General features: G+C 72.8%; 21 protein-coding genes. 13 read left to right on the top strand and 8 right to left on the bottom strand.

What is annotated here, in order from left to right; genetic code table 11:
* Nucleotides 1–97: 97 nt before the first annotated feature.
* From AB0K00_RS36615 to ahcY, 3 genes are read left to right on the top strand one after another with little or no spacing between them, the layout of a single operon-like run.
* Nucleotides 98–4195, top strand: a complete 4098-nt coding sequence (locus tag AB0K00_RS36615) for an SNF2-related protein (protein WP_363530401.1) — start codon at nucleotides 98–100, stop codon at nucleotides 4193–4195.
* On the top strand, nucleotides 4188–5042 hold the full coding sequence (locus AB0K00_RS36610) for a hypothetical protein (RefSeq protein WP_363530398.1): 855 nt from the start codon (nucleotides 4188–4190) through the stop codon (nucleotides 5040–5042). The genes AB0K00_RS36615 and AB0K00_RS36610 overlap by 8 nt, the downstream gene beginning before the upstream one ends.
* 42 nt (nucleotides 5043–5084) lie before the next feature.
* A complete protein-coding gene (gene ahcY, locus AB0K00_RS36605; RefSeq protein WP_363530395.1) occupies nucleotides 5085–6545 on the top strand; it encodes an adenosylhomocysteinase in 1461 nt (486 codons plus the stop codon).
* Here ahcY and AB0K00_RS36600 read toward each other — a convergent pair.
* Nucleotides 6542–6952 carry a hypothetical protein gene (locus AB0K00_RS36600; protein WP_363530392.1) on the bottom strand — a complete coding sequence of 137 codons (411 nt, stop codon included), beginning with the start codon at nucleotides 6950–6952 and terminating at the stop codon, nucleotides 6542–6544. The genes ahcY and AB0K00_RS36600 overlap by 4 nt on opposite strands.
* Before the next feature lie 57 nt (nucleotides 6953–7009).
* Here AB0K00_RS36600 and AB0K00_RS36595 point away from each other — a divergent pair, with 57 nt between their 5' ends.
* On the top strand, nucleotides 7010–7411 hold the full coding sequence (locus AB0K00_RS36595) for a GNAT family acetyltransferase (RefSeq protein WP_363530389.1): 402 nt from the start codon (nucleotides 7010–7012) through the stop codon (nucleotides 7409–7411).
* Nucleotides 7412–7481: 70 nt separating this feature from the next.
* Nucleotides 7482–8162, top strand: coding sequence for an SHOCT domain-containing protein (locus AB0K00_RS36590; RefSeq protein ID WP_363530386.1), 681 nt, complete (start codon nucleotides 7482–7484; stop codon nucleotides 8160–8162).
* Here AB0K00_RS36590 and AB0K00_RS36585 read toward each other — a convergent pair.
* Nucleotides 8159–9385 (bottom strand): MFS transporter, encoded by a 1227-nt coding sequence (locus AB0K00_RS36585; RefSeq protein ID WP_363530383.1) that lies wholly within the window; start codon nucleotides 9383–9385, stop codon nucleotides 8159–8161. The genes AB0K00_RS36590 and AB0K00_RS36585 overlap by 4 nt on opposite strands.
* A gap of 128 nt (nucleotides 9386–9513) precedes the next feature.
* On the opposite strand from AB0K00_RS36585, the gene AB0K00_RS36580 reads away from it, so the two are divergent.
* Complete coding sequence (locus AB0K00_RS36580) at nucleotides 9514–10455, top strand: LysR family transcriptional regulator (protein ID WP_363530380.1); 942 nt, start codon at nucleotides 9514–9516, stop codon at nucleotides 10453–10455.
* Here AB0K00_RS36580 and AB0K00_RS36575 read toward each other — a convergent pair.
* A complete protein-coding gene (locus tag AB0K00_RS36575) occupies nucleotides 10450–11475 on the bottom strand; it encodes an NAD-dependent epimerase/dehydratase family protein (RefSeq protein ID WP_363530378.1) in 1026 nt (341 codons plus the stop codon). The two genes, AB0K00_RS36580 and AB0K00_RS36575, sit on opposite strands and share 6 nt — an antisense overlap.
* A gap of 113 nt (nucleotides 11476–11588) precedes the next feature.
* Here AB0K00_RS36575 and AB0K00_RS36570 point away from each other — a divergent pair, with 113 nt between their 5' ends.
* From AB0K00_RS36570 to AB0K00_RS36540, 7 genes are read left to right on the top strand one after another with little or no spacing between them, the layout of a single operon-like run.
* Nucleotides 11589–12242 (top strand): glycosyltransferase family 2 protein, encoded by a 654-nt coding sequence (locus AB0K00_RS36570; RefSeq protein WP_363530373.1) that lies wholly within the window; start codon nucleotides 11589–11591, stop codon nucleotides 12240–12242.
* Nucleotides 12239–12868, top strand: coding sequence for a DUF2064 domain-containing protein (locus AB0K00_RS36565; protein ID WP_363530368.1), 630 nt, complete (start codon nucleotides 12239–12241; stop codon nucleotides 12866–12868). The genes AB0K00_RS36570 and AB0K00_RS36565 overlap by 4 nt, the downstream gene beginning before the upstream one ends.
* Entirely contained in the window at nucleotides 12865–13509 is a 645-nt protein-coding gene (locus AB0K00_RS36560; protein WP_363530365.1) for a methyltransferase domain-containing protein, read from the top strand. Before AB0K00_RS36565 ends, AB0K00_RS36560 begins: the two co-directional genes overlap by 4 nt.
* Complete coding sequence (locus tag AB0K00_RS36555) at nucleotides 13485–14609, top strand: molybdopterin-dependent oxidoreductase (protein ID WP_363530362.1); 1125 nt, start codon at nucleotides 13485–13487, stop codon at nucleotides 14607–14609. The genes AB0K00_RS36560 and AB0K00_RS36555 overlap by 25 nt, the downstream gene beginning before the upstream one ends.
* A complete protein-coding gene (locus tag AB0K00_RS36550; protein WP_363530359.1) occupies nucleotides 14606–15001 on the top strand; it encodes a hypothetical protein in 396 nt (131 codons plus the stop codon). Before AB0K00_RS36555 ends, AB0K00_RS36550 begins: the two co-directional genes overlap by 4 nt.
* The gene (locus tag AB0K00_RS36545) at nucleotides 14998–16365 is read left to right on the top strand and encodes a glycosyltransferase 87 family protein (RefSeq protein WP_363530356.1); all 1368 of its coding nucleotides are present in this window, start codon (nucleotides 14998–15000) and stop codon (nucleotides 16363–16365) included. The genes AB0K00_RS36550 and AB0K00_RS36545 overlap by 4 nt, the downstream gene beginning before the upstream one ends.
* Nucleotides 16280–17158: an LLM class flavin-dependent oxidoreductase gene (locus tag AB0K00_RS36540; RefSeq protein WP_363530354.1), complete on the top strand. Its 879-nt coding sequence runs from the start codon at nucleotides 16280–16282 to the stop codon at nucleotides 17156–17158. Before AB0K00_RS36545 ends, AB0K00_RS36540 begins: the two co-directional genes overlap by 86 nt.
* 28 nt (nucleotides 17159–17186) lie before the next feature.
* On the opposite strand, the gene AB0K00_RS36535 is transcribed toward AB0K00_RS36540, so the two are convergent.
* The 5 genes from AB0K00_RS36535 to AB0K00_RS36515 form a co-directional block, all read right to left on the bottom strand.
* Entirely contained in the window at nucleotides 17187–18824 is a 1638-nt protein-coding gene (locus AB0K00_RS36535) for a tryptophan 7-halogenase (protein ID WP_363530351.1), read from the bottom strand.
* Complete coding sequence (locus AB0K00_RS36530; RefSeq protein ID WP_363530348.1) at nucleotides 18808–20061, bottom strand: cation:proton antiporter; 1254 nt, start codon at nucleotides 20059–20061, stop codon at nucleotides 18808–18810. Before AB0K00_RS36530 ends, AB0K00_RS36535 begins: the two co-directional genes overlap by 17 nt.
* A gap of 22 nt (nucleotides 20062–20083) precedes the next feature.
* Nucleotides 20084–21316 (bottom strand): LLM class flavin-dependent oxidoreductase, encoded by a 1233-nt coding sequence (locus AB0K00_RS36525; RefSeq protein ID WP_363530345.1) that lies wholly within the window; start codon nucleotides 21314–21316, stop codon nucleotides 20084–20086.
* Between the two features lie 91 nt (nucleotides 21317–21407).
* A complete protein-coding gene (locus AB0K00_RS36520; protein WP_363530342.1) occupies nucleotides 21408–22706 on the bottom strand; it encodes a ferric reductase-like transmembrane domain-containing protein in 1299 nt (432 codons plus the stop codon).
* Nucleotides 22707–22877: 171 nt separating this feature from the next.
* Nucleotides 22878–24350, bottom strand: coding sequence for a DUF1996 domain-containing protein (locus AB0K00_RS36515; protein WP_363530339.1), 1473 nt, complete (start codon nucleotides 24348–24350; stop codon nucleotides 22878–22880).
* Nucleotides 24351–24404 lie beyond the last annotated feature (54 nt).

The raw sequence follows: 24404 nt of genomic DNA, 5'->3' as shown, positions 1-24404 counted from the left end.
TGAATCTTCGCCTTCGTCGGATCTCGACGCCGGACGTTGCGCCACTGCTGTGGGCGGCGTCCGCGGTCATGGGCGCAACCCGCAGTAGGGTCTGCAGGTGAACGTCGTGCACGGGGTCATCACCGCGGGAGGCCAGCTGGGCTGCTGGGCCGAGACACCCCCCGGCCCCGCCCCAGGTTTCCAGCGCCGCCCGCGGCGGGCGGTCCCGCACCCGTTCGCAACGCTGCCACCGCTGGCCGGCGACGTCGGCACCGCCGACTTGGCGCTGCCGACGGTCGGCTCCCGCCCTGCCCCATCGCCGGACCTGTCCGCCGGTGCCCCGGCGGACACCGCTCGGACGATGCTATGGACGGTCCCCGTGGTGCACGTTGCGGCCGGCGTCGACCTCGAGCCCCTGCCGGTCGCGGAGCTCGACGCCCTCGACCCGGGCCGGGCGCCGGTGGAGGACGTCCGGCCAGGTGCTTCGATCGGCACGCTGACAGATCTGGTGACCTTCGCCACCGACCTGGTCCAGCGCGGCCGGGTCCTGCCCGACCTGCTCGACCACCCGATCGAGGCCCGCTGGCGCCCCGTGGTCTGGGGTGACGACGCCGTCACCTTCGAGGCGTTGTGGCGCGCCATGCCGGGAGTCGCCTGCGCCGCCGGTGACTGGACCGCCGAGCAGGCAGTCCGAGCGGCGCTGGACTTCCAGGTCGACGCGCTCGTGCGGGCCGCCCTCGGCAACCGGCCGATCGTCAGCGATGGCCAGGTCCGGCAGGACAGCACCGTCCGCGCCTGGCTCACGGCGCTCACCGCCCCCGACGCGACGCTCCGCGAACGCCCAAACCCTCCACCAGCCGACAGACCCGACGGCCAGCACCGCAGCGCCGTCCGCGGGGACGGCCGCGCCGGCGGCCAGACCAGCGAAGCCCCCCGCGGGCAGGCCGGAATGGTGCCCGGCGAGGAGGCCGGAGAAGGGCCCAGTCGGCTGGACCGCAACTTCGGGCGGGGCGATGATGCGCGCGGGCAGGGTGACAGCGCTCGCGGGCAAGGCGACCGTGTGGGCGAGGTGGCGCGGGCGAGCCAGAACGGCAATGTCGACGCGCAGAACGGCGGCGTCCCAGGACAAGACAGCGGGGTCCGCAGGCAGAACGGCGGCCTCCACTCGCAGGACAGCACGGTCGACGGCAGGAACGGCGTCCGCGAACACGACAGCACGGTCGACGGGCAGAACAGCGACGTCCGCGAACAGGACGGCGGAGTCCGCGCGCTGGACAGCACGGCCGACGGCCAGAACGGCATCCGCGCACAGGACGGCGGGGTTGGCGGGCAGAACGGCAAGGTCGCCGGGCAGAGCGGTGTCCGCGAACACGACAGCGGGGCCCGCGAACAGGACGGCATGGTCGACGGGCAGAACAGCGACGTCCGCGAACATGACAGCGGAGTCCGCGCGCAGGACAGCACGGCCGACGGCCAGAACGGCATCCGCGCACAGGACAGCGGGGTCGGCGGGCAGAACGGCAAGGCCGGTGGGCAGAGCGGTGTCGCCGAACAGGACAGCACGGTCGATGGGCAGAACAGCGACGTCCGCGGACAGGACGGCGGGGTTGGCGGGCAGAACGGCACTGTCGGCGGGCAGAGCGGCGTCCGCGAACACGACAGCACGGCCGACGGGCAGAACAGCGACATCCGCGAACAGGCCGGCGGAGTCCGTGAGCAGGACAGCGGCGTCCGTGAGCAGGACAGCGGCGTCCGTGAGCAGGACAGCGGCGTCCGTGGGGAGAACGGCGGGGTCCGCGGGCGGGGTGAGGGCGTTGGGCGGGCGGTGCGGGAGAGCACAGATGTGCGGCGGGTGCGTGATGCTGTGCGGCGGTGGGCGGCGAGTGGGCGGCCCGCGGCGGTGCGGTTGTGCTTCCGGCTGACCTTTGTCGAGGAGTTCGACGACGCCGTCGACACCGACAGCGGCGGGCACGGCGCGGTGCACGGGCACGGCGCGGTGCACGGGCACGGCGCGGTGCACGGCCATGCAGCCGTGCAGGGGCAGGGTGCGGTGCGGGTGGATGACGGGCGGGATGTGTCGGGGTGGTTGCTGGAGTTTCTGTTGCAGCCGGTTGCCGAGCCTGGGTTGCTCGTGCCGGCGCACGACGTGTGGCTGGACGCGTCGTCGCCGCTCTTCCGGTGGGTCGACTACCCGCAGGACGTGTTGCTGGAGGACCTGGGCCGGGCCAGCCGGCTTTGGCCTGAGCTGGACGAGGCGCTGCACCAGGCGCGGCCCGAGCGGCTGCGGCTGGACACGATCGGCGCATACGGCTTCCTGCGGCACGCGGGGATGCTGCACGACGCGGGCTTCGGGGTGCTGCTGCCGGCGCAGTGGCAGCGGCGGCAGGATCTGGGGCTGACGCTGACGACGCACACCGCGCAGCCGGCCAGCCCGGTGCTGCGGGACACGACGGCGAACCGGGACGCGATCGTGCGCTACCGGTGGGGGCTCGCCATCGGTGACGAGTTCCTGAGCGAGGCGGACCTGCAGGAGCTGGCCCGGGCGAAGGTGCCGCTGGTGCGCCTGCGTGGGCGCTGGGTGCACCTGGACCGGGACCGGCTGCGGGCCGGCCTGGCCTTCCTCGCCCGCGGCGGGCAGGGGCACATGTCGGCCGGTGAGGCGATGCGGCTGGTGCGGCTCGCGCCGGAGGGTGACCTGCCGCTGCCGGTCACCGGCGTGGACGGCACCGGCTGGCTCGCGGACCTGCTGACCGGCCGGGCCGTGGAACGCCTCGAACTGCTCGACCCGCCCGCGTCCCTCGCCACGACGCTGCGGCCCTACCAGCGCAAGGGGCTGTCGTGGCTGGCCTTCCTCGACGGGCTCGGGGTCGGCGCGCTGCTCGCCGACGACATGGGGCTGGGCAAGACGGTGCAGGTGCTCGCGCTGGAGGCGCTGCTGCGGGAGCGCGGGCCGCGGCCGCCGACGCTGGTCGTGTGCCCGCTGTCGGTGCTGGGAAACTGGCGGCGCGAGATCGAACGCTTCACGCCGGGGCTGCGGGTCGCGGTGCATCACGGCACCGAGCGGGCGCTGCGTGACGACGTGGACCTGGTCCTCACCACCTATCAGGTGGCGACCCGTGACGTGCAGCGGCTCGCGGCGAAGGACTGGGACCGCATCGTGCTCGACGAGGCGCAGCACGTGAAGAACAGCACCAGCGCCGCGGCCAGGGCGGTGCGGGAGATCCCGGCGCGGCACCGGGTCGCGCTGACGGGGACGCCGGTGGAGAACCGCCTCACGGAGCTGTGGTCGATCGCCGACTTCCTCAACCCCGGCATCCTCGGGCCGGCCAGCATCTTCCGGGCCCGCTACTCGGTGCCGGTCGAGCGCTACGCCGACGCCGACGCGGCCGCCCGGCTGCGCCGGGTCACCCGGCCCTTCCTGCTGCGGCGGGTGAAGACGGACCGGGCCGTCATCGCCGACCTGCCCGACAAGTTCGAACGCCGGCAGTGGTGCAACCTGACCCTGGAGCAGGCCACGCTCTACAAGGCGGTCGTCGACGAGCTCTTCGTCAAGCTGCGCGAGGGGCGCGCCGGTGACCAGCGCAAGGGCCTGGTGCTGTCGGCGATGACCAAACTCAAGCAGGTGTGCAACCACCCGGCGCACCTGATGGGCGACGGCACTCCCCTGCCGGGACGGTCGGGGAAGCTGGCCCGCCTCGAGGAGATCCTCGCGACCGCCCTCGACGCCGGGGACCGGGCGCTGGTCTTCACCCAGTTCGCCAAATTCGGCCACATGCTGACGCCCTACCTCGCCGCGCGGCTCGGGACCGGGGTCGAATTCCTGCACGGCGGCACCGCGAAGGGCGCCCGCGACGCGATGGTGCAACGCTTCCAGGCCGGGACGGGCCCGGGGGTGCTGCTGCTGTCGCTGAAGGCCGGCGGGACCGGGCTCAACCTCACCGCCGCCAACCACGTCGTGCACGTCGACCGCTGGTGGAACCCGGCCACCGAACAGCAGGCCACCGACCGCGCCTTCCGCATCGGGCAGCGCCGGGACGTGCAGGTGCACACCTTCGTCTGCGTCGGCACCATCGAGGAGCGCATCGACACCGTCATGGCCGAGAAACGCACGCTCGCCGGGGTCGCCGTCGGCAGCGGCGAAGGATGGCTCACCGGACTGTCCACCGACGACCTCCTGGACCTGATGACGCTGCGCCCGGAGGCGACGGATGAGTGAAACCAGGTGGTCCCAGCAGTTCATCGCCATGCTGGAATCGTTGCGGATGGGTACGACATTTTCCGTCGGCCGCCGCTACGCCCGCGCCGGCAACGTGCGCTCGCTCACCATCTCCAGCAGCATCGTGACCGCGCTGGTGCTCGACGAGGACGGCGACACCTACCGGTCGCGGATCGCGACGAGGGCGTTCTCCGCCGCCGACTGGTCCCGCATCGAACGGGCCCTCGCGCAGGAGGCCCGGCACGCGGCGAAACTGCTCGCCGGGCACCTTCCCGAGGACCTGGACGGCATCCTGCAGACGTTCGGCCTGTCGCTCTTTCCCCAGAGCCTCGCCGAGCTCGTCATGGACTGCGACTGCCCGGGCTGGCAGAAACCCTGCCGGCACCTCACCGCCGCCTGTTACGTCCTGGCGGAGGAGTTCGACAGCGACCCGTTCCAGATCCTCGCCTGGCGTGGCAAGGGCCGCGACGAGCTCCTCGAGCAGCTGCGCAGCCACCGCGTGTCAGCGTTGAGCCACATCACCCCGAAGGCGCCGGAAACACCGGAGGTACACACAACGGCAGGGTTCTGGACCGCCGGCCCGCGACTGCCGAAACCGGTGGAACCGTTGCCCGGCACCGTCATCAGGACCGACGCCATCCTCGACCAGCTCGACGCGCTGGACCTCACCGTCGGCCGCTTCGAGGTCGGCGACCTGCTCCGTGACGTCTACCGCACACTGGGTTGCCAGAGCAGCGAGGGCGGCGGTACCGTCGAAACCAATCGCGGCAACGCCGCGGTCACGGCCGAGAGGCGCTGCGACGAGCCCCGCGAGGGTTCGCCACGCTCGGTCGCTGACTACCCTTGACCGTTAAGGGCGCCTCCTGTCACCAGGAGGTGACCTTAGGCTATGCACAAGTATCTGCAGACGCGCAACGGGATCGAGTTCGCCGTTGCCGATCTCTCCCTCGCGGCGGCCGGCCGCACCCAGATCCGCCTCGCCGAGCACGAGATGCCGGGCCTGATGGCGACGCGGCGCGAGTTCGCCGAGGCGCAGCCGTTGCGCGGCGCGCGGATCGCCGGCTCCCTGCACATGACGGTGCAGACCGCGGTGCTCATCGAGACGCTCGTCGCCCTCGGCGCGCAGGTCCGCTGGGTCTCCTGCAACATCTTCTCCACCCAGGACGAGGCGGCCGCCGCGGTCGTCGTCGGCCCGAACGGGACGCAGGAGGAGCCCAAGGGCACGCCGGTGTTCGCGTGGAAGGGCGAGACCCTCGCCGAATACTGGTGGTGCACCGACCAGCTGTTCGACTTCGGTGACGGCCTCGGCCCCAACATGATCGTCGACGACGGCGGCGACGCCACGCTGCTGGTGCACAAGGGCGTGGAGTTCGAGGCGGCCGGGCAGGTCCCGCAGCCCACATCCGCCGACTCCGAGGAGTTCGCGCTGGTCCTCGGTACCCTCGCCGACAGCCTCGCACAGGACAACCGGCGCTTCACCAAGCTTGCCGCCGGCATCCGTGGCGTAACGGAGGAGACCACCAACGGCGTCAAGCGGCTCTACAAGCTCGCCGAGTCCGGTGAGCTGCTGTTCCCCGCGATCAACGTGAACGACTCGGTCACCAAGTCGAAGTTCGACAACACCTATGGCATCCGGCACTCGCTCCTGGACGGCATCAACCGCGCCACGGACGTGATGCTCGCCGGCAAGCTCGCCGTCGTCTGCGGTTACGGCGACGTCGGCAAGGGCGCCGCGGAAGCGCTGCGCGGCATGGGCGCCCGGGTCGTCGTCACCGAGATCGACCCGATCTGCGCGCTGCAGGCCGCGATGCACGGCCTGCCCGTGGTCCGGCTCGGCGACGTCGTGGAGACCGCCGACCTGTTCATCACCACCACCGGCAACAAGGACATCATCATGGCCGCCGACCTGGCCAAGATGAAGCACAACGCCATCGTCGGCAACGTCGGTCACTTCGACAACGAGATCGACATGGCGGGGCTGCAGCGGGTCCCCGGCATCGTGAAGAACGAGATCAAGCCGCAGGTCCACGAGTGGACGTTCCCCGACGGCCACGCGGTCATCGTGCTGTCGGAGGGCCGGCTGCTCAACCTCGGCAACGCGACCGGTCACCCGAGCTTCGTGATGTCCAACAGCTTCACCAACCAGACGATCGCGCAGATCGAGCTGTTCACGAAGCCGGACTCCTACGAGCGCCAGGTCTACCGCCTGCCGAAGCACCTCGACGAGAAGGTCGCCGCGCTGCACCTCGAGGCGCTCGGCGTTCGGCTCACCGAGCTGAGCAAGGAGCAGGCGGAGTACATCGGCGTGGACGTGGCAGGCCCGTACAAGCCGGAGCACTACCGCTACTAAGCGTCCGACTCTTCGCAGAAGCGCTTGAAGCCCTTGAGGTCCATGTGCAGCCGGGCGTGCAACGCGGCGTCCGGCTGCCGCTCATACATCTGCACCAGGCTGTCGTCCAGCTCCGCGACGGCGACCACGTCGGTGGCGTGGTCGCCGGCCGCTGACAGCCAGAACGACTCCACCAGCGCGTCGCTGTCCCAGCGCACGAACCGGCCCGGCTCGACGTCGTTGAGCACCGCGTCGACCTCGACCCGCCGCCCTCCGATGTCGAGTGCCAGGTGTGCGGCGGTGTCGTGCACCGGCGTGACGCCGAGGACTCCGGACATGAACCGCGAGTATTCGCTGAACCGCACCAGATGCTCATACGCGGACATCGGCGGCACAGCCACCCGCATCTCATCCTGGGTGACAATCATGTGATCCACCTCCTCGCAGGTTCAACGGTACGCCGGCAGACGGGACGCACAGTCGTGATGCAGATCCGCCAGTTCCAGTGGACGGACCACGACGCTGTCGTCGCGGTGTGGTCGGCGGCCGGCCGCGAGGTGGTGCCCCGCGCCGAGCTGGCGGCGAAACTGACCCGCGACCCGGAGCTGTTCCTGGTGGCGGTGAGCGGCGACGACGTGACCGGCGTCGTGATGGGGACCTACGACGGGCGGCGGGGCTGGATCCTGCGCCTCGCGGTACACCCGGACCGACGCCGACAAGGGATCGCGACCGGACTCGTCCAGGAGGTCGAGCGCCGTCTCGCCGCGCTCGGCTGCCCCCGGGTGAACCTGCTCGTCATGCCGGACAATGAGGCCGGGCTCCACTTCTGGCAGACGCTGGGCTACCTGCCGTGCCCCGACGTGCTGTGCACGAAGCCGCTGCCGTAAGTCGGTTTCCGGACAGGCCCGCATCGACGCCGATGCGACGCTGTGCGGCAACTGAGCGCGGGAGAGCGGAATGCGTCTGACCATGCGTGCGGCGTCGAGCCTGGCGCTCGGCTTCACCGGCATCTTCCTGCTCGGCGCCGGCCTGAACCACCTGCTCGACCTCAGCTCGTGCGCGACGGGCGGCGCGAACGTGATCGCCGGTCCGTGCCCGGACGACACCGTGTCGTGGATTCTGCTGCTGCCGGTCGGCCTGGTCATCTGGATGGCGGCGCTGTTCCTGAGCGAGGGCGGCCTGGTGAAGCCGGGCGCGGGCCAGGTCCTCTGGACCGCCGGGTTCGCCGGTGGCGGCATCGCCCTGCTCGTCAAGGCGCTCACCACGTCGATGGACCCCGGCGCGAAGCTCGCCGTGTACATCATGGCCGCGGTCTTCATCCCTCTCGGTCTGGCGTTCGGCGCCGTCGGGATCCTCCAGCTCGTCGCCCGGCACGGCGACCCACGCGATCCACGTTCGCGGCCACGCCGGCAGGCGAGCGTGCCGGTGCACGTCGGCGAGGCCGACCTCAGGCGGCTGCAACGCCTGCGCACCATCGGTGCGCTGACCCGGGCCGAGTTCGACGCCCTCAAGTCGAGTCCGGCCACGTCCGGTGACCGGCTCGCGCTGCTGCAGCAGCTGGCGGAGCTGAAGGCCGCGGGGATCCTGACCACGGACGAGTTCGAGGCCAAGAAGCAGGCGGCCCTGCACGGCAGCTAGACACCGGCTGTCGCCGGCGCCGGGTCCCGGCGGGGCAGCAGCAGCGGGCTGGTGAGGATGAGCAGGCCCACCACCGTGAGGGCGGTCCGCGGGCCGGCGGCCTCCGCGAGCAGTCCTCCGAGGGCGCTGAGGACGGCGATGGCCGCGCTGGTGCTGATCGACCAGGCCGCCAGTGTCCGGGCGACGCGGTCCTGCGGTGTGTGCTCCAGCCGGTAGGTCGCGAGCACCGGGTTGTACAGGCTCATACTGATGATCATCGCGAGTTCGACCGCGATCACCGTTGCGAGGCCGGCGAGGCCGGGCTGGACGAAGGCGAGGCCGATCAGCCAGATCGCCCGTAGCGTGCCGACGGTGCGCAGGATGCGGTGCTGCCCGTGCCGGGCCACGACCCTCGGCGCCAGGCGCGAGCCGATGAGTCCACCGACGCAGGGGGCGGCGAAGGCGAGGCCGTACTGCCAGGGTGGGAATCCGAGGTCGCGGAGCAGCAGCACGGCCAGCAGCGGCTCGGTGGCCATGATCAGTCCGTTGACGAGCAGCTGGTTGAGGTACAGCGCCCGCAGGCCGGGGTGGCTCAGCAGGTGCCGCCAGCCGTCGAGCAGCTCGCCGGCCCGGACCCGGCGCCTGCCGGTGTGCGGCGGGTGTGCTTCGGGGCCGCGGATCGCCGCGATGCCCAGCGCGGAGAGCAGGTAGCTGAGCGCGTCGGCGACGACGGTGACGACCGGGCCGAACACGCCGACGGCCGCGCCGCCCAGCGGCGGCCCGACCGCGATGGAGCTCCACGTCGTGGACTCGAACCGCGCGTTGGCCACCAGCAGGTCATCCGGCCGCACGAGGGCCTTGAGGTAGGCGCCGCCGGCCGCGGTGAAGGCGATCTTGGCGGCGGCGACCACGGCCGAGACGACCAGCAGCTGCACGAAACCGAGCCGGCCGAGCGCGTACGCCACGGGGATCGTCAGCATGGCCGAGCACCGGGCCAGATCCATCGCGATCATCACCGGCCGCTTGCGGTGCAGGTCCACCCACGGCCCGAGCGGCACGGCGATCAGCGCGCCCACCGCCGGGCCCACCGCGGACAGGGCCGACACCTGTGCGGGGCTGGCATCCAACACCAGCACGGCGATCAGCGGCAGGGCACCGAACCCCAGCCCGGAGCCGTAGGCGCTGACCGCGTACGCCGCCCACAACCAGCCGAACCGCCGGCCCAGGGATCGTCTCGCCGCCAAGCCCATCACCTCCGAAGTCACACAACTCGCCGTTGATCGCGGTGATCGAAGCAGGCCGGCAGACCACGGATCAAACAACCGAACCGGTGGCGAGCCACAACCAACCGTTGTGTGCGTAGAGTCGGTCCGTGGATCTCGACGCTGTGCGTACCTTCGTCGCCGCCGCGGACGCCGGCCAGTTCCAGGACGCCGCGGTCGCGCTGTCGATCACCCAGCAGGCCGCGTCGAAGCGCATCGCCGCGCTGGAGAAGGACCTGGAGGTGCGGCTGTTCACCCGCACGGCTCGCGGCGCCCAGCTCACGATCGACGGCCAGGCATTCCTGCCCCACGCCCGGGAACTGCTCCGGGTGGCAGCGCGCGCCGACGCCTCGGTGCGACCCGGCCGGCGGGCGCTGCGCGTCGACGTCCACAGTCGACGGACCGCGCCGGGGGTGCTGCTGCAGGACTTCCACCGCATGCATCCGCGGATCGAGCTGGATGTCGTCACCCTCGACGCCGACGTCCATGCCGCGACCGCCGCCGTCGAGGCGGGGACGGTCGACGCCACCTTCCACGCCGTCACCGTCCCCGCGCGCCGGCTGCCGGGCGCGATCAGGACCGCCCGGGTGATCGACGAGCATCACGAGCTCCTCGTCGGGCCCCGCCACGCGCTCGCCAACGCCCGCGCCGTCACACCCGCACAGCTCGCCGCACACCGCATCTGGATGCCCGGCATGGCCGCCGGCACCGAATGGGCCGGCTACTACGACGAACTCGCCGACGCGTTCGGCCTCACCATCGACCGGGTCGGGCCGGTCTTCGGCAACGAGGTGCTGCTGGCCGAGATCGCCGACTCCGCGGAGCTGGCGACGCTGGCCGGTGAACGCACGCGATACCTGTGGCCGGACAGCTACGACCTGCGGCGCATCCCGGTGCGCGACCCGGCGCCGGTCTACCCGATGTCACTGATCTGGCGCGACGACAACCCGCATCCCGCGCTGGGCAAGCTCCGCGACTTCCTCAGCTCCAGACGCGTGGACACATCCGGCGAGAAGGTCTGGCTGCCGGCCTGGGCGGCCCGGACATCATGAGCTTCGCAGGTTCGCGGTCGCGAAGTCCCGCATCCCGTCGCTCAGGTCGACGCGGGCGGTGAAGCCCAGCTCAGCACGGGCGCGGGCCGGGGAAGCGACCACGTGGCGGACGTCGCCGGCGCGGTAGTCACCGGTGATGACGGGCTCGGGTCCGTCCATGGCGGCGGCGAGCGTGCGGGCCATGGCACCGACGGTGGTGGGTGTGCCGGAGGCGATGTTGTAGGCCCGGAACCCGTCCACCGGAGCGGTCACGGCGAGGACGTTGGCCGCGGCGACGTCGGTGACGTGGACGAAGTCGCGGCGCTGGGCGCCGTCCTCGAAGACCCGGGGTGCCCGGCCGGCCTCGAGGGCGGAGCGGAAGATGGCGGCAACGCCGCTGTAGGGCGTGTCGCGGGGCATGCCCGGCCCGTACACGTTGTGGTAGCGCAACGCCACCGCCGTGCCCGCACCGGCGATCGCCCAGGCGAGCGCGAGATGCTCCTGCGCGACCTTGGTCGCGGCGTAGACGCTGCGGGGTCGCAGCGGCGCGTCCTCGTCGACGTCGCACGGCTCCAACGGCAGGCCACACGAACGGCAGCCGGGCTCGAACCGGCCGGCGTCCAGGTCCCCTTCGGTCCGGGGAGCGGGCAGGGCAGCACCGTGCACCGGGCAGCGGTACGCGCCTTCGCCGTACACGACCATCGAACTGGCCAGGACGAGCCGGCGTACACCGGCCCGGGCCATCCCGGCGAGCAGCACGGCGGTGCCGAGGTCGTTGCATCCGACATACTCCGGCAGGTCGGCGAGGTCGACGCCCATGCCGACCATCGCCGCCTGGTGCACTACGACCTCGACGCCGTCCAGGGCGGCGGCGACCGCGGCCCGGTCGCGGACGTCGGCCCGCGGGAACGCGGGGTCGGGGGTGCGGTGCGCCGCCGGGTGCAGCAGGTCGAGCACCGTGACGTCGTGGCCGGCGTCGCGCAGGGCGGCGACGACGTGGACGCCGATGAACCCGGCGCCGCCGGTGACAAGGATCCGCATGTCCCTGACCGTAGGCAGTGCCACGGCGGCCCGGTGGCCGTGTTCGCGGTTCGTAATGGTTGGTTCGCTGCTCGTAAGATCTTCGCCGGCGGATCGTGGGTAGCGTCCGATCCGTGCCAGATGTCGTATTGCCTTGTCTCAACGAAGCCGCCGCGCTGCCCTGGGTGTTGTCCCGGCTGCCGGACGGTTACCGCGCGGTCGTCGCGGACAACGGCTCCACCGACGGGTCGCCGGCGATCGCCGCGGCGCACGGCGCCGTGGTCGTCCACGCCGCCCCGCGTGGGTTCGGCGCCGCCGCGCACGCGGGTCTGGAGGCCGCGACCGCGGACGTCGTGTGCTTCATGGACGCCGACGGCTCGTTCGACCCGCGGCAGCTTCCCCGGGTCGCGGAGCCGGTCCTGGAGCGCCGCCTCGACCTGACGCTCGGCCGGCGCCGCCCGACGAGCCGCAGCGCGTGGCCGGTGCACGGCCGCGTCGGCAACGCCGTGGTGGCGTGGCGGTTGCGCCGCACCGCCGGGATCACCGTGCACGACCTGGGTCCGATGCGCGCGGTGCGCCGGGAGGCGCTGCTGGCGCTCGGCCTGCTCGACCGCAGGTTCGGCTACCCGCTGGAGATGATGGTCCGGGCGGCGGAGGCCGGGTGGCGCATCGCCGAGGTCGACATCGACTACGCGCCCCGCATCGCCGGCGGGCGGTCGAAGGTCACCGGCACGGTGCGTGGCACCGCCCGGGCCGTGCGGGACATGACGAAGGTGCTGAGCCGGTGACGGCGCCGCGGGTACAGCTGCTGCTCCTGGCCAAGACGCCGGTGCCGGGGCGGGTGAAGACCCGTCTCTGTCCACCGTGGACACCCGTGCAGGCGGCCGCGATCGCCGCGGCGATGCTCGCCGACACGGTCGAGGTCCTCACCGCCGCGCCGGCCGCCGGCCGGACCCTGGTGGTCGACGGTGACCTCGCCGCACCACCCGGCTGGCAGCGGCGCCCGCAACGCGGCGCAGGTCTCGGTGAGCGGCTCGCCGCCGCGTACGCCGACACGGCCCGACCTGGCGTCGCGACGCTGCTCGTCGGCATGGACACCCCGCAGCTGCGGGTCGGGCACGTCGTCGCGGCGTGCGCGGCACTGGCATCCGCCGACGCGGTCCTCGGCCCGGCGGAGGACGGCGGCTGGTGGGCGCTCGGCCTGCGCGACCCGGGAGCGGCCCGGGTCCTCACCGGCGTGCCGATGTCCACATCGGACACCGCGGCGGCGACGCGGGCCGCGCTGCGCGGCCTCGAGGTGGCGGCGCTGCCGGTGCTGCGCGACGTCGACACCGCCGCCGACGCGTGGGCCGTCGCCGCCGAATGCCCGCAGGGCCGGTTCGCCCGGTCCCTGGCAACGGTGCTCGCCGCATGACCGCCCCGGTGGCCGTGTACGGCGCGGCCCTGCGCCGGGCCGCCCGCGGCGAATCCGCGACGATGGGCCTGATCGGGCCGGACGGCGCCATGGTCCGCCCGCTCGACGCGGGCCACTGGTCGGGCCGGCCGGTGCCGGGCGACGGCCAGCTCGTCAGCCGGTGCGCCGACGGCACCCTCGACCTCGGCTGCGGCCCCGGCCGGCTCACCGAGGCGGTCGCCGCGACCGGCCGCCGGGTGCTCGGCGTCGACATCAGCCCGCAGGCGGTCCGGTACGCGCAACGCCGCGGCGCGCCGGTGCTGCGCGGCAACCTGTTCGGCCCGCTGCCCGGCGAGGGCGGCTGGGAGTGCGCCCTGCTCGCCGACGGCAACATCGGCATCGGCGGCGACCCGGCCCGCCTGCTGGGGCGCTGCCGGACCCTCATCGCCGCCGCCGGCAGCGTCCTGGTCGAGGTCGACCCGCCCGGCCACCGCAGCTGGAGCGGGCACGTCGCCCTCACCGGCGCCGACCGGACCAGCGCCACGTTCGCGTGGGCGTTCGTGAGCGTCGACGACATCGCCATCATCGCCCGCGACGCCGCGCTGCGGCTCGCCGACACCTGGACGGAGGCCGGCCGATGGTTCGCCCACCTGACGCCCTGACCGCGCTGTCGCGCCGGTTCACCTCGCCGCTGCGCTCACCGCGGCTGACCGCGCACCTGGGCCTGTGGCTCGCCGCGGCGTTCACGGTGTGCTTCCTGACAGGCCTGCTCAGCCACGCCATCCAGCATCCGGCCGGCTGGTTCCACTGGCCGTCCCGGCCGGTGGAGCTGTACCGGATCACCCAGGGGCTGCACATCGCGACCGGGCTGGCCTGCTTCCCGCTGCTGACCGCGAAGGTGTGGTCGGTCTTCCCGAAGCTGTTCACGTGGCCGCCGGCGCGCAGCGTGCCGCACGCGCTGGAGCGCGGCGCGGTGGCGCTGCTGTCCGCGGCCGCGCTGTTCGAGCTCGTCACCGGGCTGCTCAACATCGCCTACTGGTACTCGCTGATGCCGTTCGGGTTCGTCGGCGCGCACTACTGGACCGCGTGGCTGCTGATCGGCGCGATGCTGCTGCACGTCGCGGCGAAACTGCCGGTGATCCGGACCGCCACCGCCACGGGCACGGACCCGTCGCGGCGTGGCGTGCTCGCGCTGGTCGGCACGGCCGCCGGCGTCATCACCGTCGCCACCGTCGGGCAGACCGTCCGGCCGCTGCGGCACCTGTCGGTGCTCGCGCCGCGGCTGCCGGGCGTCGGGCCGCAGGGCGTGCCCGTCAACAAGACCGCGGCGGCCGCCGGAGTGACCACTGTGGACGCCGGGTACCGGCTGATGGTCAGCGGACCGGGCGGCCGGCACGCGCTGAGCCTCGCCGACCTGCAGGCGCTGCCGCAGCACACCGTGTCGCTGCCGATCGCGTGCGTCGAGGGCTGGAGCGCCGGCGCGCAGTGGACCGGGGTCCGGGTCGTCGACCTGCTCAGGCTCGTCGGCGCCGCCGACCTGGACCTGCCGGTCACGGTCGAGTCGCTGCAGCCGGAAGGCGCGTACCGGACCTCGACGCTGGACCCCGGCCCGGCCCGCGACCCGTTGACGCTGCTCGCGTTGCGCATCGGTGGTGCGCCGCTGCACCCGGATCACGGCTACCCGTGCCGGCTGATCGCGCCGAACCGCCCCGGAGTCCTGCAGACGAAGTGGGTCGGTGCTCTGACCGTGGTGTCCGCATGAGGGCCGCGCTGCTGCTCGTCGGGCTCGCCGTCACCGGCTACGGCGCCTACGGCTGGCTGACCCAGGACGGCGCCCAGCCGCTGGGGCAGCTGATCTTCCTGGGCGTACTGCTGGTCACCCATGACTTCGTCATCGTCCCCGCCGTCATCCTGACCGGCGTGGTCCTCGTCCGGTGGGTGCCCGGCACCGCCCGGAACCCGGTGCGCGTGGCCCTGGCGGTCAGTGCCGCCGTGACGGTGGTGGCATTGCCGTTCATCGTCGGCGCCGGCCGGATCGCCGACAACCCGTCCGCGTTCCCGCAGTCCTACGGCCGTGGGCTGGCCGTGATCCTCGCCGTCGTCTGGGCGACCGCGGCGGCCTGGACCGCGGTCAACATGCGGCGGAAGCGATGACCGCCCGCAACATTGCCGCGGCCGGCTGCCTCGCCGCGATGCTCGCCGCCCTGGCGTTCCTGCCCGGCCGCTGGTACCTGCTGATGTGGGTGCCGTTCGCGGTCGGCGCCTACCAGGTGTGCCGGCTGCACCGCCGCACCGCGCTCGTCCTGGTCCTGCTCGGCGGTGCCGCGCTGCCGCTGGCCGCCGGGACGGAACCGCCGAACAGCAGCGACGACATGTACCGCTACGTCTGGGACGGCCGGGTCCAGCGGGCCGGCATCGACCCGTACGCGTATCCGCCGTCCGCGCCGGAGCTGGCCCGGCTGCGCGACGGTTTCCTGTGGCCGGACGCCTCGAATTGGTGCGTGCCCAGCGGCTGCACCCTGATCAACCGGCCGGACGTGCCCACCATCTACCCGCCCGTCGCGGAGGCCCTGTTCGCCGCCGTGCCGGCCGGTGGGCGGGAACGCCCGATGCAGCTGACGATGGCCGCGTTCGCGTTCGGCACGACGGTGTTGCTCTGGTACGCGCTGCGCCGCCTCGGCCGTGACCCGCGCCGGGCGGTCCTGTGGGCGTGGTGCCCCCTGGTGGCCCTGGAAGCGGGGAACAACGCCCACGTCGACGTCGCCGCGGTGGGTCTGGCCGCGGCCGCCCTGTTCGTCCTCGCCCGCGCGCCGTCGCGCCGGGCCGCCGCGCTCGGTGGGGTGCTGCTCGGGCTGGCGGTCGCCACGAAGCTGACGCCGGCGCTGCTCGGCCCGGCCCTCTGGCGGCGGCGACCCGTCGCGGTCGCGGTCGCCGCGGCCGGCGCCGTCGCCGCGGTCTACCTGCCGCACGTGCTGGCGGCCGGCCCGGCCGTGCTCGGCTACCTGCCGGGCTACCTGCACGAGGAGGGCTACGCGAACGGTTCCCGGTTCGCGCTGCTGAGCCTGCTGCTGCCGGCGCCGCTGGTCGCCCCGGCGGCGGTGCTGCTCCTGACCGCGGCCGCCCTGTACGTGCTGCGCACCGCCGACCCCGACCGGCCGTGGCGTGGTGCGGCCGTCATGGTCGCCGCCGCGCTGCTCGTCACGGCACCTGCCTACCCGTGGTACGCGCTGCTGCTGGTGATGCTCATCGCCTACGGCGCGCCCGCCGAGTGGCTCGCCCTCGCGCTCGCCGGCACCCTCACGCAGCTCGCCACCGACCTCGGCCTCGCCCAGTCCACCGTGCAGCGCGCCACGTACGCCGCCGCGCTGCTCGTCATCGCCGGCGGGCTGCTCCTTCGCCGGCGGCGCACGGCGGCTGGCATAGGATCATCGGATGCGTATCGGGGTGCTGCTGCTGCCGACCGACCCGTGGCCGCAGACGGTCGCGCGGGCACAGCACCTCGAGGCCCTCGGGTATGACCACCTGTGGACCTACGATCACCTGTCGTGGCGGCGGTACCGGGAGCTGCCGTGGCACGCGGCGGTGCCGTGGCTGACCGGGCTCGCCGGGGTGACCAGCCGGGTGCGGCTCGGCACGATGGTGACGTCGCCGACGTTCCGGCACCCGGTGTCCCTCGCCAAGGAGGCGATGACGCTCGACCACGTCAGCGGCGGGCGGGTCACGCTCGGGATCGGGGCCGGCGGCACCGGCTTCGACGCCACCGTCCTGGGCGAGGAGGTGCGCACGCCGCGGCAGCGGGCGGCGCGGCTCACCGAGTTCGTCGAGGTCCTCGACGGGCTGCTGCGCGAGCCGGCGTATTCGCACCGCGGTGAGCACTACACCGTGGATGACGCGCGGATGATCCCCGGCTGCGTCCAGCGGCCCCGGCTGCCCCTGGCGATCGCGGCCGCCGGGCCGAAGACCCTCGCGCTCACCGCGCGGCTCGGTGACGCGTGGATCACCTTCGGCGAGCCGGACGCGGCCGACCAGTCGCCCGCCGCGATCGAGGCCGCCGTCCGCAAGCAGGCGGCGATCCTCGAGCGGCGCTGCGCCGAGCTCGGCCGGGACCCGGCGTCGATCGACCGCATCTACCTCGTCGGCAACACCGCGGAGCGGCCCCTGGCGAGCGTCGCGGCGTTCGAGGACTTCGTCGGGCGGTATGCGGCGCTCGGCTTCACCGACGTCGTCTTCCACGACCCGCGACCGGACGACCCGGTGTGGACCGAGGACCCGGCGATCGCCGACGCGATCGCCGAGCGCCTGTTGCACTGACCGTCACGCGGTGAGGACCCGCTGACCGTCACGCGGTGAGGACCTGCCGCGCGGCGACGGGGATGATGGCCCGGTCGTATTCGAAGTACTGCCGCAGCGGCTGCGGGCCGACGGTGCGGCCCCACTGGTGGATGAGCCGCTGCGTCTCCATCGAGCCGTCGTGCCAGCGGCGCAGCACGTCGTGCAGGTTCAGCGGCTCCGGTGACGCCTCGCCGTCACCGAGCAGGTACGCCAGCTTCGTCACCGCATCGGCCGGGTCGAGCTCGCCGCGCTCGACCTGCTCCATCACGTCGAAGCAGGCGTCGAACTGGACCTGCGCCGCGGGCAGGTCCGGGCAGAACGAGCCGGGCAGCGGGCCCGCGTGCAGCCGGTCGAAGAGCCCGTCGTCGCCGGTCTCCAGGTAGCGGTAGTAGGTGCCGGCGATGCGGATGACGCCGAGGTTCCAGGCCAGGTACCACATCTTCGACCAGGCCCGCCACAGGTCGAAGTCGCGGAAGGCGATGTAGGAGCCGGCGATGAGCTTGTCGTTGTTCGAAAGGATCCGCTGGTTGAGTGTTTCCAGGTAGTCGAAGCGGGCGGCGCTGAAGTCGCGGTCCTTGCGGGCGGCCAGGAACCTGGGCACGAACGCCTCGATGACCGCCATCGTGTTGGCCATGCCGCGGCTGAAGAGCGCGTCGATCGCGCCGGCGGCGTGGCTCATCAGCACCCACCGGTCGCCGACGGTGCGCTTCGAGGAGAACTGGGTGCGGCCGGTGGAGATCCAGCGGAACGCGGAGGTGGCGCCGGCGAACTGGCGCGCGACCGCCGGGTAGCGGGACAGGAAGCCTGCCCACTCCTGCTCGGGGGTGACGCCGTCCTGCTTCGGGAAGCGCCTGGTGTCCAGGCTGAGCCCGACGCTGACGAGGTCGGACTCCGACGCCTCGTGGTTGTCGAACGGGATGACCCACAGCCAGCCGCCGTCGAAGAGGTGGTGCAGGGTGCCCTGGTGCCACAGGTTCGGCTGGCCGCTGGACTCCTCGACCGCGTCGTAGGGCACGACGCCGCGCATGTGGGTGAAGATGGTGCGGGAGTCGGTCTTGAACCGGCACGGCTCGTCGCGCAGCCCGAATTTGTCGGCGAGGACCGAGGTGCGGCCGGTCGCGTCGATGACGTAGTCGGCGGTGAAGACCTCGTCGCTGTCGAGCTCGACGGTGGCGCCGTCGTCGGTGAAGTCGATCGCGCGGACCCGCACGCCCTCGCGGGCCGTCGCGCCGTAGCGCACCGACGCCTCGAACAGGTACTTGTCGATGTCGGCGCGCATGAGATGTGATTCGGGGCCGAACGGTCCTTCGGACACCGAGCACTGGGTGACCTCGTACGGGTCGTGCTCGACGTCGGGGCGGTGGTAGACGAAGCCGAAGTTCGTCTTGATCCCGCACCGGTGGCTGGCGTGTTCGCGGATGCCGCCGCTGGTGGACACCTGGGCGAGCTCCGGCACGTCGTACCGCGCGGCGAGCAGCCGCAGCAGGAACGACGTCTCCCCGATCGTGGACTCCCCCAGCGCGAACCGCGGGTGCCGGGCCGCGTCGACGATGCCGACGGAGACCCCGAGCCGGGCCAGGATGGCCGCGACGGTGCTGCCGCCGATGCCGCTGCCCAGCACCATCACCTCAACGTGCGTCTTCATGAACGTCCTCTCGGAGAGAGGTCGCCGCCCCGCGGTTGCCGAGCACGGCCAGCAGCGGGCCGGTCGCCACGGTGGTGAGCACGGCCGTGACGACGAGGATGGTGTAGAGGTGCGGGTGCAGCAGCCCGAGGGACAGCCCGACGCTGAGCACGACGAGCTCGGTGAGGCCGCGGGTGTTGAGCAGCACCCCGAGCGTCCACGCGTCGCGCGGCCCCATCCCGCACAGCCGGGCCGGCAGCGCGGTCGCCAGGACCTTGCCGGCGACCGCGACGGCGACGGTGCCGAGCAGCACCAGCAGGTCGACCGGGTCGAGGCCGGGCACGTCGACGGCCATCCCGGCGATGACGAAGAACGCGGGCAGCAGCAGGGCGCTGCTGGTGTCGGCGAGCCGGGTCGTGATGAGCTCGATGGTGGGCTTGTGGCGGGGCAGGGCGAGCCCGAGCACGAACGGCCCGAAGATGCTGTGCAGCCCGATGGTCTCGGTGTACCAGGCGCTCAGCGCCGCGCCGACCAGCACCAGGACAAGGATCGCCTGCGGCGAGATGCGGTCGAGCCGCCCGCTGCGCTGCGCCCGGGCCAGCAGCGGGCGGACCACGAACATCATCACCAGGATGAAGGCGAGGGCGAGCGGCAGTGGGGTCCAGCCGTGGCCGCCCTTCCCGGCGATCGACACGACGACCGACAGCACGCTCCACGCGGCGAGGTCGATGAACGCCGCGCAGGCCAGGGCGACCGTGCCCATCGTGGTCCCGGCGAGGCCGCGGTCGCGCACGATGCGGGCCAGCACCGGGAACGCGGTCACGGCGAGGGCGGTGCCGATGAACAGCAGGAACGCCGGCAGGCCGGGCGGCGTGCGGTACAGCGGCCAGATACCCAGGGCAAGCAGCACCCCGAGCCCGAACGGCACCGCGGACGCGCTGACGGCGACGGCGGCGATGAGGCGCGCGTTGCGCCCGGCGAGGATCGTCTCCACCTCGGCGCCGACGACGAGCATGAACACGATGAGGCCGAGCTGCGCGACGACCTGCAGCGACGGCAGCACCGACTTCGGGATGAGCGTGTCCATGACGCCGGGCGCGACGGCGCCGAGCAGCGACGGCCCGGCGGCGATGCCGGCGACGATCTCGCCGACGACGCCCGGCTGGCCGAACCGTTCGAACAGCGCGGCGCCGATGCGGGCGAGCCCGACGACGACGGCGAGGCTGAGGAACACCTGGGCGAGGGCCGCACTGGTCATCGACGTACCAACCTTCCGGGGCTCATGCCTGGTCCGCGCGGTGCTCGGTGGGCGGCGCGTCGTGGTGTGGCAGCCGCTGCCGGGGGATGCGCAGCGCGGCGCGTTCGCGGGAGTGCTCCACGCCCGCCTTGGCCTGCGCGGCGGCCATGGTGCGCCGGGTCAGCCCGTCGTGCGCCAGCTCCCGCTCGTGCGCCGCGAGCCGTGGCCGCAGCGCGCCGGTGAAGTGCGGCATCACCCGCCGGGCGAACAGCTCGTAGGAGCGGCGGGTCGCCTCCGGGTCGGCGAGGTCGGCGTGCTCGATCACGAACGTGCCGAAGCCGCCGCTGATGCGCTGCAGCCGCTCGATGTGCTCGATCGCCATCTCCGGGGTGCCGACGACGGCGTGCCCCACGGTGTGCAGCACGTCGACGACGGCGTCGGTGTCGTCGAGGTCGACGGGCACGTTCATCGGCAGGATCTGCCGGATGTAGCCGATGTAGGCCGGCAGCCCCCACCGCACCTCGCGGCGCGCCTGCTCCTCGGTCTCGGCCAGGTGCATCGGGCTCATCACCGACCACCGGCGCCGGTCGACGACCTGGCCGAACGCCGCGGCCCGCTCGCTGGCGATCTCCCACGCGGTGGTCATCGGGTTCTCCGAGCCGAGGCCGATCGCGGCGGACGCACCGAAGGACAGCATGCCCGCGCCGAACCGGCCGGCGAGGCGCGGACCCGACGGCGACCGGAACACGGCGACGCGGATGTCGAGGCGTTCCTGGTGGGGCGCCAGGTGCAGGTAACCGTCGCGCAGCTCGAACCAGTCGGTCGTGCGGCTGACCGGCCCGTCGAAGCGGAGCAGCGCGGTCATCGCCTCGAGGGACTCCTCCATCATCCGCCGCGCCTGCATCGGATCGTGGCCGATCATGGTGGCGTCGAGGGCCAGGGCGCCCGCGCCGACGCCGAAGATCAGCCGGCCGCGGGTGAGGTGGTCGAGCTGGATGATCCGGTCGAGCGGGGTCAGCGGGTGGTGGTACGACAAGGTGCTCACGCCGGTGCCGAGGCGGATGCGGCCGGTGCGCTGGGCCGCGGCCGCGATCATCAGCTCGGGCGCGCCGATGATCTGCCAGCCGCCGGAGTGGTGCTCGCCGAACCAGAACTCGTCGAAGCCGAGCCGGTCGCACAGGACCGCGAGCTCAAGGTCGCCTTCGAGCTGCAGGGTCGGGTTGTGGGTGGGGCGGTGGATCGGGAACATGAGCACCCCGAAGCCGATGCGGCCCATGCGTCCTCCCCGTTGGCACGCGTCCACTCCCCTGCACAGTAGCGGCAGTCATAGTCGATCGCCAATGTTGCCGCTGGGCGACGCGCCCGTTTCACCAGGCGAACCGCTCCAGGTGCAGACGCGTGGGTGGCACCCCGATCTGCCGGGCGGCCCGGAGCACGGCCTGCGTCCAGGCGTCGGGGCCGCACACGTAGACGTCGTGCTCGGCGATGTCGGGGGCCAGGGACCGCAGCGCCTCGGTGTCGGTGTAGTCGGCGTAGCCGACCGGCAGCCAGGAGCCGGGTGCGGCGCGCGGGCCGACCAGCGGGACGAGCCGGACGCCGCGCTGCCGGGCGAGCCACTCCAGCTCGGGCAGGAACGCGACCTCGTCCGGGTGGCGGGTGCGGTAGACGAGGGTGGCCTTGGCGTGCCCGTAGGGCAGGTCCCACAGCAGCGCCAGCAGCGGGGTCACGCCCACGCCGCAGGCGAGCATGGTGACCGGGCCGCCGGAGTACGTGTCCGCGGTCATCCGCCCGTACGGCCCCTCGATGAGCACCCTGGTGCCGGTGCGCAGGGCCGCGACCCGGGCGGTGCCGTCGCCGACGGTCTTCACGGTGATCCGCAGCCGGTCGGCGCGCGGCGGCCCGGACAGCGAGAACGGGTTGCCGCGCAGGGCGCCGGGGCCGTCCAGGAACCGCCACACGAAGTACTGCCCGGCCCGCGCGTCGAGCCGGTCGAGCCGCCGGCCCGTCAGGTACACCGAGACCAGGCCGGGTGCCTCGGTGACGACGCGGTCGACGGCGAGGCGGTGCCGCAGCGTGCGCCAGATCGGCAGGCCGAGCCGGAACACCACGGTGGCGCCGGCGGCCGCGAGGTAGGCGCTCCACCAGTACGCCCGCGCCGCCGGTGACCGGAAGTCGCTGCCGAGCACCAGTTCGTGCGGCAGGGCGAGCGCGACGCCGAGGTAGGCGTAGAGGTGCAGCAGGTGCCAGGACTCGTAGCGCAGCCGCCGCCGTACCGAACGGACCGACGTCACCACGACCAGCAGCAGCGCGGCGAGGGCGAGCACCGCCAGGATCATGCTGTGCCCGGTGAGCAGCGTCCACAGGTGCCGGGCCGGGCCGGTGGCGGCGTTGCGGGTGGAGGCGACGAGGGCAAGGACGACGTGCGCGAGCAGCAGCTGGATCGAGGCGTGGCCGGTCACCCGGTGCCAGCGGGCCACGGTGTCGCGGCCGTAGGTCCGCTCCAGCCACGGGATCCGGGCCATCAGCACGATCTGGAGCAGCAGCAGGTCCGCCGACCAGAGCGCGGCCAGCCGGCCGGCCGCGGCGATGCCCGCCGGGCCTGTGTCGAGGCCGGCCGCCCACAGTGCGGTGACGACGATCAGGCTGGCCGCCGCGACGATTCTCACGGTGTTTGAATGTACGAATCCCGCCCGTCCCACGGCACTGGTTGTGAGCATGCCGACGGTTTCCCAAAAAGCGTTATCGGTCACCGCCGGAATCGTCGGAATGCTTACCCGGAAACGCCTTTGGCCCCGCCGGAATGGCGGGGCCGCGGGTGTGTTCGGGGACGGGCCGGGTCAGCCGCCGGCGAACTTCGGCTCGATGCCGCACTTCGCTTTCGCGTTGAGACAGATCTTCACCAGGGGGCCGAGGTTGGCCGGTTTCCAGGCGTTGACGAAGTCGCCGTGCATGGAGGAGGCCATGCCGGAGGACAGCGCCAGGCCGTCGCCGCCGAGCGACTCGTAGTTGACCATGAACGACAGGTTCGGGATGGCGACCGGGTACTGACCCGTGCACTTGCCGCCCTGCGCCCCGCCCATGTGCGACTTGTGGTCGGGCGAGTCGATGTGCTTGCCGTCCCAGCAGTCCTGGAACGTCAGCTGGAAGATGAGGTTGCCGCCGGGCGCGCACACCGGCCAGTTGCCGTCGGCGCTGCGCCCGGTCTCGGCGCTGCCGGCGCACCAGAACTGCCCGTTGGCGCCCTTCGGCGTGGCGACCTGGCGTTTCGCGTCGCCGTGGACCATGACCAGCCCCGGCGGGAACGGCACCGTCGCCGACGGGTCGGGCAGCCGGGAACCGTAGTAGACGCGGAAGCTCTTCATCTTCACCGGCTGCCCGTTGCGGGTCAGCTGCGGCACCCAGTAGGCGCTGTTGTCACCGGGCGCGTTGCAGTTCGTGGCCCGGTTGAACAGGTCGGCGGGCTTGGTGTTGGCGTCGACGGTCGGGCCGAAGAACGTGTGCATGTGCGAGGCGCCGGTGAGGCCGGGCAGGACGATCGGGTCGTCCTTGGCCTCGTTCGAGACCGCGCAGTCGGTGTGGAACTCGGCGACCCGGGTCGTGCCGGCCGGGATCGGCAGCTGCTTGATCGCGTTGAACGCGGCGAGCTCCTGCTGCCAGGCGGCCTGGTCGACGTCCACCCAGCCGGCGCCGGCGCTGCTGGTCGGCGGCGGGGCCGTGGTGGGAGCGGCGCTGCTGGCCGGGGGTGCGACGGTCGCGGTCGCCGGTGGGCGCGACGACGGGCCGAGGGTCAGCCAGTTGATGTTGACGAAATCGGCGGCCTGGCCGCTCTTCATCACCGCGACGACCGTCTGGCGGCCGGTGGGGACGCTCGCGGCCTTGGCGCTGACGGTCGTCCACTTCTGCCAGCCGCCGGTGTACGCGACGGGGAACGTCGCCAGCAGGCTGCCGGTCGGCGAGCCGAGGTGCAGCTCGATCGAGCCGCCGGCCTTGTTCTGCGCCGCGACGCGGACGGCGAGGTCGGCGCCGCCGACGGTCACGTTGTCGAACTGCAGCCAGTCGCCGTTGGCGAGCCAGCCGACGTTCTTGCCGCCGCCGGCGTCGGCGGTGTTCTCCGTCTTCGCGCCGGACTGCGCCGAGAACGACTCCGCTTCCAGTCGGGTGGCTGGGGCGGCGACCTCGTCGGCGCTGGCGGTGGCGATGTAGGTGCCGGTGGCGCCGAGCGCGAGGGCGACGGCGGCCCCGACGGCCACCCTCCCCCGCCGGCTCGTGCGCCGCGGTGCCGCGGTGGTGTCTGGTGGGTCAGTACGCATTCCGGTCCTTTGTCTTGCCGTGCGCTGCAATGTCTGGGCTCGTTGCGCAGGCAA

This window comes from Dactylosporangium sp. NPDC049525 (assembly GCF_040676755.1).
Lineage (GTDB): Bacteria > Actinomycetota > Actinomycetes > Mycobacteriales > Micromonosporaceae > Dactylosporangium.
This window is presented reverse-complemented; position numbering and strand designations above follow the sequence as displayed.